This is a genomic window from Halorussus salilacus, assembly GCF_024138125.1.
GTDB classification, from domain to species: domain Archaea; phylum Halobacteriota; class Halobacteria; order Halobacteriales; family Haladaptataceae; genus Halorussus; species Halorussus salilacus.
In genome coordinates, this window is record NZ_CP099994.1 from 214,596 (window position 1) to 228,755 (window position 14,160).

The following is a 14,160-nucleotide window of genomic DNA, read 5'->3' on the forward strand; positions in this document are numbered from 1 at the left end:
TGGGGAACTCCCACCCGGTTTCTCGGTCCCCGAAGGGACTACTTCGCCGTTCGCGTCCGGGGACGCCGACCGAGTCACCGCATCACCTGACCCATGTCCACCGTCCGGAGGGTCCGCCATCCCGCGATTGCGGCCGCGAGCGTCCCGATGACCAGCGCGATGCCGATTCCGAGCGCCAGCACCGACTCGGGGGTCCGGACGAGTCCCTCGAACCCGACGATGGTCTCGGCTGTGTAGTTCAGCGCAATCACGAACGGCGGGGTCACGGCGATACCGAGCAGACCGCCCGCCGCGCCGAGCAGGACGCCCTGCCCGGCCACCATCGCGACCAGCGTGCGCGAGGAGACCCCGAGCGCGGTCAGCGCCGCGAGTTCCGCGCGTTGCTGGAACACCACGATGGAGAGGACGTTGAGCGTCAGCGCGAACCCCGCGACCACCGAGAGGACGACCAGCGCGCCCCCGACCGCGATGACGACCGCGTTGTGTTGGAGCACCGACCGCATCTGCTCGTCGTTCGTCCGAATCGTGTAGTCGGGGTACCGCTCTTCGAGGTCGGCCGCCACCGCGCTCCGGTTGGCGTCGTCGTCGAGCGAGACGGTGACGAACGTCGCGGTGTCGGTCCCGGCCGACCCCGTCACCTCCTGCAGTTCGCTGAGATGGAGCGTGACGGTCGGCGCGCCCAGAAAGCTGGAGAACGTCGGTGAGATGCCGACGACCTCGAACTCGTGCTGGCGGGCGGTCTCGACAGACCCGCCGACCTGTATCTCGTCGCCGACGCCCACGTCGAGCAGCTCCGCGGTCCGGGAGTCGATTATCGCCTCGTAGGTCATCTCGCCGTCGTAGCTCCCGTTGGCGTAGTGGGGGTCGCCAGAGACCATGCCCGGCCCCTCCTGCAACTGCACGAACGGACCGCCGAACGGGACGCCGACCCCGACCAACGTCTGCATCTCGCCCGTGGCGTTGCCGACGTACACTCCCCGGAACGACATCGGGACCGCGGCCTCGACCTCCTCGCGGGACTCGATGTCACTGGACACCTCGTGGGCGTCGAGGATGGACGTGCCGTAGCCGCCGGGCCCCTCCGAGAGCGACCCGCCGGTCACCCAGAGGTCCCGCCCCGAGGCGTCGAACCGCTCTTGGCCGGTCTCGAACACCCCGACGCCGAGGCTCGCGAGCAGGGTGGTCGAGAGGACCGCGACCGCGATTCCCACCACCGCGAGCAGGGTCCTCGCGCGGTCGTGGCGGAGCTGTGCGGCTGCGACCGCCGCGGCGACCCGGAGCCTGCTCATCGAATCACCTCGGTCACGTCGTCGATTCGGCCCTCCATCGCGAGCAGGTAGGGCGCGACCAGCACGCCGATGAGCGCCGAGACGCCGAGCCCGTAGACCACCAGCAGGGGGTGGAAGTCGGCGATGGGAACCGGCGCGATGGCGCGGGTCGCGGCGTAGTTGGTGAGGGCGGTCGCGGCGTACGCGAGGACGATTCCGAGCGCGCCGCCGACGAGGGTGAGCGCGAGCGCCTGCACCACGAGGACGACGGCGCGGGCGCGCCGCGAGAACCCGAGCGCGCTCAGCGCCGCCAGTTGCTCGCTGTCGGCCTCGACCTGCAGGCCCTGCGTGGTGGCGACGAACAGCGCGCCGACCACGATGGCGATGAGTAGCGCGGCCAGCCCCATCGCCAGCGGGAGTTCGGCGTCGGTGGTCTGCTGGGCCGCGAACCCCGAGCGCGTCACCGCGGTCGCGCCCTCGTAGCGGTCGCCGAGTTCGGCTTCGAGGCCGCCAGTGCTCGACTCCACCAGAATCTGGTCGGCCTGATCGCCCGACTGAGCGCCCGTGATGGTCTGTAGCTCGCTGAGGTGGACGACCATCACGGGTAGCCCCGACAGCCCCGATTCGACCGCGGCCTCCCGAACGTCGACCGCGCGGAGGTCGCGGGTCTCGCCCGCCGAGACCGCACCTGACACCGACATGGACGCGCCCGACTCGACGCCGAGTCTGTCGGCCGCGCCTCGCGAGAGGACCGCCTCGCCGGTCCACTCGCCGTCGTAGTCGCCGTCGGCGTAGTGGGGGTCGCCGGGCGCGAGCGCCCCTGGCGACAGCCCGGCGATGTCGTCGAGTTCGGGCGCGGGTATCACCCCGACCGCGAGGACGTACTCGGCCGACCCCTCAGCGCGGACCTCGACCACCTCCACGAGGACCGGCGTGGCGTACTCGATGCGACCGTCGTCGGTCAACTCGGTGCTCTTGCCGTGAACGTCGCCGAGCTTCGGCGCGTCGGCCGAGACCACCATCGTGGAGGTGCCGGTCGATTCGGGAACGACCCAGTAGTCCACCGCGTCGCCCCTGACCGTGGTGCCCTCCACGAGTCCGAGACCTGTGGCGGTCACGACCAGCATGAGCGCGACCGCGATTGCGACGCCAGCGACGCTCACGGCGGTCTGGCGCGGCGCGGTCCGGGTCGCCTTGGTCGCGGTCCGGCGTAGCGCCACGCCGACCAGTCCGGTCCAGCGGACGAGGGCCTTACCCATGCTGAATCTTCCCGTCCACGAGTCGAATCACCCGGCCGGTCCGGTCGAGCGCGCGCTCGTCGTGGGACGCGAGCACGACCGCGCGGTCGGACGCGAGGTCGGCGAGGAGTTCGAGGATGGTCTCGCCCGTCTCGGTGTCGAGTTCGCCGGTGGGCTCGTCGGCGAAGACGACGAGCGGGTCGCCCGCGAGTGCGCGGGCGACCGCGACCCGCTGTTGCTCGCCGCCCGAGAGCTCGCCGGGCCGGTGGTCGGTCCGGTCGCCCAGACCCACCCGAGCGAGCAGGTCCTCGGCCTCCTCGCGGCGCTCGGCCTTCGGCACCCCGCGCTCGACCAGCGGCAGCGCGACGTTCGCCCGCGCTGACAGCGACGGCAGGAGGTGGAACCGCTGGAAGACGATGCCGACCCGTTCGAGTCGCAGGCGGGTCAGCTCCCGCTGGGAGAGGTCTGCAACGTCCTCCCCGGCGAGCGTGACGGTCCCGCTCGTGGGCGTGTCGAGCCCCGCCAGCAGGTGGATGAGCGTGGACTTGCCGCTCCCGCTGGGTCCCGAGAGGCCGACGAACTCCCCGCGCTCGACCGTCACCGACGCGTCCGAGAGCGCGGTCACGGTCGGCCGGTCGCGGTCGTCGCTGCGCCACGGGAACCACGACCCGCCGCCCCCGCGCTCGTACGTCCGGGTGACGTTCCGGCACTCGACGACCGCCTCCCGCGTCCCGAGTCTCTCCTGCGCGTCGGATTTCTCTTGCGCGTCGGATTTCTCCTCGGCGTCCGAATCCCCCGTCGCTGTTGCCGTACTCGCGTCCATCAGTCCCCCACCAGAATATACGGTTGGACCACGCCGACCCACTTAGCGTTTGAGACCGTTCGGTAGGGAAGTGGTTTAAATCAAATCGCCTTTTCGTGTGCGGTGTTCCTGTGGAAAGCCCGCGCTCGCTACGGACCACGGGGAATTGTACTGTGACCGCTTCGAAAGCCCCCGCCCGCTCGCGGTCGCTCTGCGGGATATTTTCGCGCCTCACCGCACCGCCCCGCGTCGGCGCGAAAATAGTGGCCCGCAGAGGCAACTAAAGTAAACGCGACCGGGTGGCCCCTTTCAGTCCCACCCGCGGTGGACCGATTCACCGGCCGTAGCCCCGGTGGATGATTCACCGGCCGTAGCCCCGGTGGATGGTCCACCGGCTTCGGCCACGCGGCCGCGCTCCCGCGCGGCCGCGGGTGGACCTGTCGCGTCGTCGGTCGGCCTGAGGGGCGTCGGCGGTCCGCCCGAGGAATTTTCCGGCTCGCGGTCGATACTCCCCGGGAGAAGGTGTATTCCGGATGGGGACCACGGACCGCTGGTACCAGAACGCGACGTTCTACGCCGTCGACGTGGAGGCGTTCGCCGACGGCGACGGCGACGGAATCGGCGACTTTCGGGGGCTAATCGAGAGGCTCGATTACCTCTCGGGGCTCGGCATCGACTGCGTCTGGCTTCTGCCCTTCTACCCGTCGCCCAACCGCGACAACGGCTACGACGTGGCCGACTACTACGGCGTCGACGACCGCCACGGCACGCTCGGCGACTTCGTGGAGTTCGTCCGGGAAGCCGACCGCCGGGGCATCCGGGTCGTCGTCGATCTGGTGGTCAACCACACCTCCGACCAGCACCCGTGGTTCCGGCGCGCCCGCGAGGACCCCGACTCGAAGTACCGCGACTACTACGTCTGGGTCGACGACCCGCCGGAGTGGCCCGACCCCCACCGGGGTCCGGTGTTCCCCGGCGAGGAGGACGCGGTCTGGAGCTACGACGAGGTCGCAGAGGCGTTCTACTACCACCGATTCTACCACTTCCAGCCCGACCTCAACACCGCGAACCCCGACGTGCGCGAGGAGATACGCAAGATAATGGGGTTCTGGCTCCAGCTCGGGGTCTCGGGGTTCCGGGTCGACGCCGCGACCCTGCTGATAGACAACAAGGGCGGGCTCGAATCGACGGAACTCGACGACCCCCACGGCGTGCTCCGGGACATGCGCCGGTTCGTCGAGCGCCGGGGCGACGACGCCGTCCTGCTCGCGGAGGCCGACGACGACCCCGAGAAGCTCGCGAGCTACTTCGGCGAGGGCGACGAGATGAACCTCCTGTTCAACTTCCTGCTCGACGCCTACCTCGTCGGCGCGCTCGCGACCGAGCGCGCCGACCCCCTTCGGGAGGTGCTGGACCTCCTGCCCGAGATTCCCGAGGAGGGCCAGTGGGCCAACTTCCTCCGGAACTACGACGAACTCAACGTCGGGCGGCTCCCCGCCGACCTCCGGCGGGCCGTCTTCGACGCGTTCGCTCCCGACGAGGCGATGCGCATCTACGGCCGGGGCATCCGGCGGCGACTCGCGCCGATGCTCGCCAGCGCCTCCGGTCGCGACGCGACCGGAGGCGCCTCGGACGCGCCCGACGCCGACCGCGACCGCATCGAACTCGCCTACTCGCTCCTGTTCTCGCTCCCCGGCGCGCCCCTCATCGTCTACGGCGACGAAATCGGCATGGGCGAGGACCTCTCGCTCCCCGGTCGGAACGCGGTCCGGACGCCGATGCAGTGGAGCGACGAGGAGAACGGCGGCTTCTCGACCGCCGACCCCGAGGACCTCGTCCGGCCCGTGATATCGGGCGGGGAGTACGGCTACGAGTCGGTCAACGTCGCCGACCAGCGCGGCGACCCCGACTCGCTTCTCGCGTGGTTCTCGCGGCTGATCCGCGCCCGAAAGGAGTGCCCCGAAATCGGCAACGGCGACCTGTCGGTGTTCGAGACCGCCGACCCTGCGGTCTTCGCCCACGGAATGGTCGGCGACGGGAGCGCGGTCGTCGCGGTCCACAACCTCGGAGACGCGGCGACCGACGCGACGCTGAGGCTCGACGGCGACCCGGTGGGACTGTTCGGTCCGAACGAGGGCGGCGAGTTCGAGGCGGTCGGCGAGGGCGAGTGGCGGTTCGAACTGGACCGGTACGGCTACCGCTGGGTTCGGGTCAATGAGAGTTAGAATCTCTCTCGCAAATTACGCCTCGAAAATGTAGAAACGAAGTTCTCCGCTAATTCCCTTCGTATGTCGGGCCAATGAAGGTTGGTCCCATTTTTTAGCTCTGAATGATAACAGTAGTGAAGTCCGTTCGAATCGTCCACAAGTGAGTACGTTCCACCGAATTCGGGCACCAATTCCCCCGCCTCGATGTCTTTTACGCGGAGTTTCCAGTCAAAGCCGTCCGTCGCTATACCGACGAGATACTTCATATTTGGATATTTCTTGTATTTTGCAAACGAATTTCGTTCGAGGTACGGATCTTTGAGGTTCTCGATGGCCTCTCGACCGTTACGCTCTCTGTTCAGCGCTTTGCATTCCACGATACCAACGCACTTCTCACCGACATTCTCTAATTTTATGTCGGGCTGAGTGCGCTCATCTTTGACCAATTCAGCAGGATGGTGTGTGATCGTGTACCCGAGAGCGTTCAGCACCTCTGCAACGATAGTTCGTTGTGTGAACTCTTCGGGCATTTGTCCGACGCTTCCACCTTTGAACCGATACGTTTCGTCGTTCAGAAGCTTTCTACATGTCGCTCCCGCGGATTCAGAATCCTCGTCCGAGAATTCCCAGATGAACTTTCGAAATGCGAGTTGTAGTCTCTCGGCGCAATATCTATCGTGGTCAAAATTTTCGAATCCCATCTCCGGTATTCCTCTTAACGATACTACCTAAAGATGGGGAATTAAATCTCCCGCTCTCGTACCGAGGCTCTCACGACGATATCCCGAACTCCTCTTCGAGCAGCGCCACGTTCCGCTCGTTGGCCTTGAACACCGCGTCGAAGACGGTCCCGATGGCGGGTATCGACCCGATGACCGTGTCGACGCCGATGTTGACCAGCATCTTGAGCAGGGTCTCCCGGGACGCGCCCATCCGGGCGGCCTCGCCGACGGTGTACAGCGAGATGGCGGCCGAGACCGTGTCGCCGCCCACCGGGAGGATGCCCATGATGGGGTCGAGCCCGATCTTGTAGTTGATGACCGGAATCTCGAACGCTTCGTCGAGGAGCGTGCTGATGGTGCGGACCCGCTCCATCCCCGGCGGTTCGTCCTCGACCGCGACGTCTATCGACTGGCCTTCGCGCTCGGAGTCGGTTCCCATATCGAGTACGGTCGTCGTGGGCGGGCAAAAGTTCGCTGGTAGTTTCGCTCGTCGACCCTCGGGAGGACGCCGCGATTCTCTCCTCCCATTCCGGAGACTGTCGCGACTACCGGGCCTCGCCCGTCTCGGCGTCGAGCGCGTGGACTTCCCCGTCGTGGTTCCCCAAGTAGACGGTGCCGTCGACGACCACCGGACTGCTCTCGGTGAGCTTCCCCACCCAGACGGGCCAGTCGCCGTCCCGGAGTTCGCCGGTCTCGGCGTGGAGGGCGTAGACCTTCCCGTCGTAGTTCCCGACGTAGACGGTGCCGTCGACGACCGCTGGGTCGCCGTGAACCGGGGTCCCCGTCTCGACGGGCCAGTCTCCGTCACAGCGCTCCCCGGTCTCGGCGTGGAGGGCGTAGACCTTCCCGTCGCCGCTGCCGACGTAGACGGTCCCGCCTGCGATTGCGGGGCTGCTGTGGACTATCCCGCCGGTCTCGACCGGCCACTCCTCGCCCCGAGGTTCGCCCGTCTCGGCGTCCCACGCGTACACCCGCTCGTCGTCGCTGCCGACGTAGAGGATGCCGTCGGCGACCACGGGCGTACAATGGACTTTGCCGCCGGTCTCGACCGGCCACCCCTCGCCACGAGGCTCGCCCGTTTCGGCGTCCCATCGGTACACCTTGTGGTCCTCGCTCCCGATGTAGACGCTCCCGTCGGCCACCGTCGGCGTGTCCGGTAGCGGGTCGTGAATGGGGGGCGCGTGCTCGCCGCCCGTGAACTCGCCGGTCTCGGCGTCCCACATGAACACGCGGCCCGCGCTCCCGGCGTAGACGGTGCCGCCCGCGACCGCGACGCTCCCCGTCACGTCGCCGCCCGCGTGGACGGGCCACCCGCTCCGGAGCGCGCCCGTCTCGGCGTCCCACGCGTATATCTTACCGTCGCAACTCCCGACGTAGACGGTACCGTCGACGACCGCGGGCCCGCCCGTAATCGAATCGCCCGTCTTCGCGGGCCACTTCCCTCGACACGGCTCGCCGGTCTCGGCGTCGAACGCGTACAGCTTGCCGTCGCCGCTCCCGACGAAGGCGGTGCCGTCGGCGACCGCGGGACTGGCGTGTATCGGTCCGCCGGTCCGGGCGGGCCACTCGGTCCCATCGGGTTCGGTTCCGGTCGTTGCCCGGCCTCCGCCGTCCCGGGTCGCACGCACCGTACTCGCGAGCTCCGCCGTCGAACCACTCGCCAGTCCCCCGACGACCAGCGACTGCTTCAGGAACCGCCGCCGCGTCGTGCGTCCCCCCATACCGTTACATTCCGTCAATCCGTACTTATGCCTTCTCGTCGTTCACACCGATTCGGAGCGCTTTCGCCGTCCCGCACCCTCCGGCCCACGAACTTATCCGGTTCGTCGTGGATGTGAGTCCGGGGGAGAAATACACATGAGTCGGAAGATCGCGACCCTCGCCATCCTACTGGCGATTTCGCTCGTAATCGGGGGAATGACTACGACGCTCGGAGCGACCGAAGGCGACCGCACCGGGGTCGAATCGAACGCGTCCGAGTCGTTGCAGGACGACCAGACCGCGAACGAGACGACGGTCACGTTCGAGGACCAGACCTCGAACGGCACCGTCGTCACCGTCGACGAGGTGACGCTCGAAGACGGCGGATTCGTCGCGATACACGACCGCGAACTCCTGAACGGGTCGGTCCTCGACAGCGTTCTCGGGTCCTCCGAGTACCTCGAAGCCGGGACCCACGAGAACGTGACCGTCGAACTCGACCGGCCGGTGAACGAGTCACAGACCCTGCTCGCCGTCGCGTATCAGGACACGAACGACGACGAGGAGTTCGACTTCGTCGAATCGCAAGGAGAGGAAGATGGTGCGTACACGATAGAGAACCAGATCGTCGTGGACGCCGCCTTCGTGAACGTCGAGGAGGAACCGGGCGACGAGGAGACCGAGACTCCTGAGGAGACGGACACCCCTGAGGAGACGGAGACGCCGGAAGAGACAGAGACGCCGGAGGAGACAGAGACCCCGGAAGAGACGACGACCGCGCCCGGAGAGGTGACCACCGAGGAACCCACTGACGAGGTCGACTCGTTGCTCGTCTCCGAGTTCGACGCGCCCAGCACGCTGTCGACCGACGACGAACTCGCCGTGAGCGCGACGGTGTCGAACCCGGGTGACGAGACCATCAACGAATCAGTCGAACTGCGCGTCGACGGGACCGTAATCGAGCGACAGGAGGTCGAGGTCGAACCGGGCGAGAGCCAGCGCGTCGAGTTCAGCGTGGACGCGGGAACGCTCGAGGTCGAACCCGGCGATAGCTTCGTGGAGGTGCTCACCCGCGACTTCGGACAGGTCGAGCGGCTCACCGTTGAAGACTCTGAGACGTCCGACTGAGAGGTCGGCTGGCCCGACTCCGCTCTGCAGTAGACGGCGTCCGGCCGGAGGTCGTCGAACGAACGCGACCTCGGACCCGAGGGCTCCCGTTCCGGGCGTCCGAGTTCACACCCGATAGCCGAGGTCGACGAGGTGGTCCTCTATCTCCTCGAAGTCGCGTTCGTTCCGCTCGGACGGCGCTTCGGCGACGATCTCCTTGCGTCGTTCCGACTCGACTTCGAACCAGGGGACGTTCACGAGCTGCGGGACGTGAATCCCGTACCAGTGGTCGTAATCCTTGACAGGGATTACGGGCAGCCGCTCGCCGAGGAGTTCACCGTGATCCGCGGTGACTACCGTCTTGCCCCGAAACGCGTCGAGGAGGGTTTCGACCTCTTCGAGCACGAGTTCGAGGTTCTCCCTGTACGCCCGTCTGATGTCCGCATCGGTCAGATGCGGGTTCCGATTTCGAGTGGTGACGATGTTGAGCCCGTGGCCGTGACCGATGTTCTCGCGCGCGAACCGCCCGAGGTACGGCTGATGCGGTTGGAGATAGTGGACGAGCATCCGTTTGTTCGGATACTCGTCGTGTGCTTCGAGCGCGTGTCTCGTGACGGTCTCGGGATGGGTCGTGAGCCCGTCGGCGGCGTCCCGGTACTCGTCCCGGTAGAGCGCCACCGAGCGATGCACTTCGGCGTCGATCTCGTCACGGAGCGCGTCGTAGTACCCGTTGGCCGAGACGTACACCGTGTCGTAGGCGGTCCGGTCCGTGAAGTTCCCGCGAACGAACTCCGCGCTGGTCGAGCCGCGGGATTCGACCTCGCTGAGGGTTCCGTCGAACTCGCAGACGTAGCGGAACGCGTCGAACCTGCACGCGTCCAACACGATCAGGTTGTCCCAATCCCTGGCGAAGATGTCGATTCCGTCCCGATTGAACGTCCTCCCACCGCGAAGGTACCACATTCGAAGCGGTTTCCGAGCGGCGGCATTCGGGTCCTCGCGCAGGACGCTCACCGCATCCGAGAGAGACATAACACCTCTGACCGTAGGGTATCCAATAAGTATACTGGCGTTTCAGACCGGATGACTCCCAGCGTGTCCGAGTCCCTGAATGGTCGCCGGTAGCTTACGACCCGAAGAACCGCCGATAGAGCGACCGGGCGAATTTGTAGGCAGGCCACTGTACCGTCGAACACCCGCGTTCCCACGCGAGTGCGGGAACCGGTCGCGCGCCGAACTTCTCCTTGAAGCGGAACACTCCATCCCTGAAGTCCAGCACTGTCCCCCCGAAGTTGTACGTGTCGTAGCCCCGTTCTTGCGCCCACCGGATGGCGTGTTCGTGTATCAGTTCGGAGGCGTTGTACTCGAAGTTCTCCTGCGTCACTCCCGAACACTCGTAGTGGACCGTCGACTGCTCGTCGTCGAGCGTGAACAGTATCGTCCCGCGCTCGTCCCCGTCTATCCTGACCCCGAACAGCTTCAGTCGCTCGGAGAACTCCGCGAGTTCGAGGAAGTACCGCCGGGGTCGCTTGTACCCCTCGACTCGGTCCATCACCGCCGAGAAGTCGTCGAAGAACTCGGCCATCGTCTCCCTCGTAATCTCTTTGTCCACGATCTCGAACTCGTTGTCGTGACCGCGTCTGATGGCTCGTCGCCTCGAACTGTGCATGTCCCCGAGGATGTCCTCCCAATCGCGCGAGATGTCGAGCGTGAAGTCGCCGTAGACGAGCCGCTGTTCGTATCCGTTCTCTTCGAAGAGGCTGTGGTATCGGCTGTAGTCGGTACCGGAGGTCTGAATCTGGCTGGAGATGACCATCTTGTCACCGATTTCGGGGGCGACGTCGAGGAGTAACTGGATCGCCTCTTCCTCGTCGGTCATCGCGATGGGGCCGCCCGGACCGGGTTTCGACGATTTGAGGTGTCTGTACGGCGTCCGGTCGCTGTCCATGATGAAGTTCGGAAAGATCGCGATGGGGTTGTTCTTCTTCGTGACGAGGAGATGTCGCGGCTCGTACGCCGTTCCGAGTTCGACCGCCCGCAACCACCCGTACCGGTGATAGACGTATCCGAGATCGGACTGCTCGACGACTTGGTTCCACTGGTTCTCGTTTACCGATTCGATAGTATCGACGCCGATGACGCTTAAGGACACTTGTACTTCTCCCCCGAGTACCTCCGAGTAACGAGAGAACTCAAGAAAAACCTTCTCACCACATTGAAGTCAGTGTCCCGCTCTCGACCGACCTCGTGGGGCCCCTCTCCGGTCGGTGGCACGTCCCCGAAGAACTATACGCGCTTTCGTCGTTCAATCGCACGAACTCGAACGACCCGTAGCCTCGCTCGACGGGGGTGATTGCAAATGGATGTCCGGAGTTCGGTCACCGTCAACAACGCCGTACTGGCGATTCTGTGGCTCGGCATGGCCGGATTCGTCGTCTTCCACAGCCTCGTCCTCCTCTGGAGCGTCGACGGCCCGACGCGCGCGTCCTTCAGGCTCGCGTGGTTCGTCGGGCTCGGTCTCGTCGCAGTGACGCTCGCGTACTTTCGGCTCTCGGGAACGCCGACTCCCTCCGACGCGTAGTTCACCGACGCTGGAGCGACAGCACGGACCTTCTACGAGGCGGAGCCGTCGACTCGATTCAGCAGGGGTCTGGCGAGTTCGTTGTACGCGTATCGAAGAAACGGACAGGGGTCGCTGCGGTCGGCGTAATCGAACCGGGGATGCCGGACCAGCGACGACAGGACCGCCGCCAGCGCGGCCCCCATCGACGGCCGCTCGACGAGAGGCACGTCCTCGAAGACCACACTGCGCAGGTACGATATCTCCCCGACGAGGAGGTGGCCGCCGATGCCGACCTCGTACTCGCCGCCGATGCGGTCGGCCCGTCCGGTCGCGAGTCGCCAGTAGTAGAGCGGGAAGTCGGCTCCGGCCTGCACCGCGAACGGCACCGACGACCAGAACCGGGGGTTGACCTCCATGAGCTTGAACTCGCCGGTGCGGTCGTCGCGCTTGAACTCCACGTCGGCCGGGCCGTGCCAGTCGAGCGCGTCGAGCAGTTTCAGCCCCTCGGCTTCGAGGTCGGGGTCGTACACCGACTTCCGGAACGCACTCGTGCCGCCGCTGTAGCTGAAGCCCCGTATCTGGCGGTGCTGGAACGTCGCCAGCGGCTCGCCGCGGTCGTACATCGCACAGAAGCTGTACTCGTCGGTGTCGGGCAAGTACTCCTGGACCAGCGGGACGTGACCCGACCGGTCGCGGAGGGCGTCGACGTCCGGGCGCTCGCCCGGTGGGAGATACTCCGTCTTCGGCGGGTTCGCGAGACCGGCCTCGGTCCCGCCGCCGTTTCGTACCGCCTGTCCCCCGACCGTCGGCGGGGACTCGCGGTAGGCGTCGGCCAGTATCGTGTACCGCCCCTTGACTATCGTCGGCCGGGACCAGTCGGTCCACTCGGTGAGCAACTCGGTCTCGGGCACCGGGACGCCAGCCTCGGCGGCCACGTCGAACAGTTCAGTTCGGTCCTGCACCTTGCGGAGCGTCCCGAAATCGGGTATCGGCAGGTCCACGTACTCGTCGAACTCCGCCTTGTAACGCGAGAGGACGTAGGCGTCCTCCTCTCGGACCGGGAGGATCGTCCGCACGTCCTCGCGCATGGCGAGGTCGAGTAGCGCCTCCCTGTAGCCCGACGCGGTCCGGTTCGGCGAGGGGACCCGGACCGCCTCGTCGCAGTACCGCGAACAGAACACTTCGGGTGACTCCCGCTCGGAGACGGCGATGGTGTGTATCCCGCGTCGGTGGAGCGACCGCAGGGCAACGAAGGAACTCGGCACGTCCACCGCGGGAACGATGACGGACTCCATGCTCTCTGTCGTAGAGCCATCCGGGACGGCGGCTTTGTTATTCGCCCGTTTCCGGCCGACGGCCGGGTTTAAGTCGATGCTGTGGGGGTCGGTCCCGCCGACGGCATCACGCCCGGAACATCCCGATGGCCCAGTGGTTGGGGCCGAACGCGCGTCGTCCGAGGCCGACGTTGCCGTCGACCGCACACAGCCAGCCGTCGCCGGTGTCCCACGGGTCGACGTGGTGCATCCGACCGCCGTTCCAGCCAAGCGCTCGGCCGGTCCCTTCGAGAATCGGCGATTCGGGACGTTCCGAATCGGCGTACTCGTCCGGAGCGAGCCGATCTATCTCGTAGGCGCGAACCCTGTCGCCGTACTGGGCCGCACAGTCCTGAAAGAAGACCAGAACCGAATCTTCGCCGACGATGGGCCGCCCCGCGGGTCGAGCGGCCGTGGGCCGACCGGAGACGACCGGATTGTCGTCGTGGGGCGTCCACCCGTCCGCGAGGAGGTCGTCCGTGTAGTACGCTTCGAGTTCGTACCTGCCGTCGTCGCTACCCAACAGCGCCCACCACCGGTCGTTCCACCGGAACGCCACGCAGTCGGCGAGCTGGCGGTCGGGCGCGACCACGGTCGAGACCGGCCGCCACCCGTCCGGGAGCGAGTCGGTCCGGAACACCCGGATGGGGGCCGCCCGCTCGCGGTTCCAACGGTCGGGTATCATGAAGTACGACCCATTCCACTCGAACACGTATGGGAACGCCAGGTGGACCTCGTCGCGGAGGACGACCCCGGTGTAGGTCCACGACCGTCCGGCGTCCCCGCTGGTCGCGTGCCCGATGACGCCCGTCGGCGTCCGGTCGCGGTTGTACACCTCGAAAAAGAGGTTCCACCCGTCGGTCTCGGAGGCGAACAGGAAGGGGTCGGCGACGAACTCCGCGTCCCCGTAGTCGTGCACGTCGGCGACGGTCAGCACGGGGTTGGCGGCCGACGCCAGCGGCCGCGGACGGAAGGGTCGGTGGCTCCCGACGCCACCCTCGTGGCCCGGGCGTACCGAACCGGGGTCGGGGGTCCGTCCCCAGTGAGCGAGTCCCTCGTCGCGACCGACGCGGCGGCCGTCGGCGAGGCCCCGGTGGACGGCCTCGCCGACGCGCCACCTGGCCCGCTCGATAGCGTCGAGGGGTTTCCTCCGGATACGTTCTACCTGCATACGTGGTCGATTTCGCGGTCGCTCATCCGCGACGATTTCGGTGGGCCGCCCCTCTCACGGCGACGCGC

13 protein-coding genes are annotated in these 14,160 nt (G+C 66.7%); 3 read left to right on the top strand and 10 right to left on the bottom strand.

From position 1 onward, the window contains the following. Positions 1-74: 74 nt before the first annotated feature. From NGM10_RS16670 to NGM10_RS16680, 3 genes are read right to left on the bottom strand one after another with little or no spacing between them, the layout of a single operon-like run. Entirely contained in the window at positions 75-1,289 is a 1,215-nt protein-coding gene (locus NGM10_RS16670) for an ABC transporter permease (RefSeq protein WP_253484058.1), read from the bottom strand. Continuing rightward, positions 1,286-2,527, bottom strand: a complete 1,242-nt coding sequence (locus tag NGM10_RS16675) for an ABC transporter permease (RefSeq protein WP_253484061.1) — start codon at positions 2,525-2,527, stop codon at positions 1,286-1,288. The genes NGM10_RS16670 and NGM10_RS16675 overlap by 4 nt, the downstream gene beginning before the upstream one ends. Next, complete coding sequence (locus NGM10_RS16680) at positions 2,520-3,329, bottom strand: ABC transporter ATP-binding protein (RefSeq protein ID WP_253484064.1); 810 nt, start codon at positions 3,327-3,329, stop codon at positions 2,520-2,522. The genes NGM10_RS16675 and NGM10_RS16680 overlap by 8 nt, the downstream gene beginning before the upstream one ends. Positions 3,330-3,841: 512 nt before the next feature. On the opposite strand from NGM10_RS16680, the gene NGM10_RS16685 reads away from it, so the two are divergent. Continuing rightward, positions 3,842-5,533, top strand: a complete 1,692-nt coding sequence (locus tag NGM10_RS16685) for an alpha-amylase family protein (RefSeq protein ID WP_253484067.1) — start codon at positions 3,842-3,844, stop codon at positions 5,531-5,533. On the opposite strand, the gene NGM10_RS16690 is transcribed toward NGM10_RS16685, so the two are convergent. From NGM10_RS16690 to NGM10_RS16700, 3 genes are all read right to left on the bottom strand, one after another. After that, on the bottom strand, positions 5,530-6,216 hold the full coding sequence (locus NGM10_RS16690) for a hypothetical protein (protein ID WP_253484069.1): 687 nt from the start codon (positions 6,214-6,216) through the stop codon (positions 5,530-5,532). The two genes, NGM10_RS16685 and NGM10_RS16690, sit on opposite strands and share 4 nt — an antisense overlap. Positions 6,217-6,286: 70 nt before the next feature. Continuing rightward, the gene (locus tag NGM10_RS16695) at positions 6,287-6,676 is read right to left on the bottom strand and encodes a DUF4112 domain-containing protein (RefSeq protein ID WP_253484071.1); all 390 of its coding nucleotides are present in this window, start codon (positions 6,674-6,676) and stop codon (positions 6,287-6,289) included. Between the two features lie 106 nt (positions 6,677-6,782). Further along, on the bottom strand, positions 6,783-7,958 hold the full coding sequence (locus tag NGM10_RS16700) for an outer membrane protein assembly factor BamB family protein (protein WP_253484073.1): 1,176 nt from the start codon (positions 7,956-7,958) through the stop codon (positions 6,783-6,785). 136 nt (positions 7,959-8,094) lie between these two features. Here NGM10_RS16700 and NGM10_RS16705 point away from each other — a divergent pair, with 136 nt between their 5' ends. After that, positions 8,095-9,066, top strand: coding sequence for a DUF7282 domain-containing protein (locus NGM10_RS16705; protein WP_253484075.1), 972 nt, complete (start codon positions 8,095-8,097; stop codon positions 9,064-9,066). A gap of 105 nt (positions 9,067-9,171) precedes the next feature. Here NGM10_RS16705 and NGM10_RS16710 read toward each other — a convergent pair whose 3' ends face one another. Together NGM10_RS16710 and NGM10_RS16715 are read right to left on the bottom strand one after the other, a co-directional pair. Next, positions 9,172-10,077, bottom strand: a complete 906-nt coding sequence (locus tag NGM10_RS16710) for an alkaline phosphatase family protein (protein WP_253484076.1) — start codon at positions 10,075-10,077, stop codon at positions 9,172-9,174. Between the two features lie 94 nt (positions 10,078-10,171). After that, positions 10,172-11,197 (bottom strand): lipid II:glycine glycyltransferase FemX, encoded by a 1,026-nt coding sequence (locus tag NGM10_RS16715; RefSeq protein WP_253484078.1) that lies wholly within the window; start codon positions 11,195-11,197, stop codon positions 10,172-10,174. Between the two features lie 207 nt (positions 11,198-11,404). Between NGM10_RS16715 and NGM10_RS16720 the strand changes: the two genes are divergently transcribed. Then, positions 11,405-11,626 (top strand): hypothetical protein, encoded by a 222-nt coding sequence (locus tag NGM10_RS16720; RefSeq protein WP_253484080.1) that lies wholly within the window; start codon positions 11,405-11,407, stop codon positions 11,624-11,626. Positions 11,627-11,658: 32 nt separating this feature from the next. Here the strand turns inward: NGM10_RS16720 and NGM10_RS16725 are convergent, their stop codons facing one another. Beyond that, positions 11,659-12,903, bottom strand: coding sequence for a carboxylate--amine ligase (locus tag NGM10_RS16725; protein WP_253484082.1), 1,245 nt, complete (start codon positions 12,901-12,903; stop codon positions 11,659-11,661). Between the two features lie 106 nt (positions 12,904-13,009). Further along, a complete protein-coding gene (locus NGM10_RS16730) occupies positions 13,010-14,092 on the bottom strand; it encodes a glucosamine inositolphosphorylceramide transferase family protein (protein ID WP_253484085.1) in 1,083 nt (360 codons plus the stop codon). Positions 14,093-14,160 lie beyond the last annotated feature (68 nt).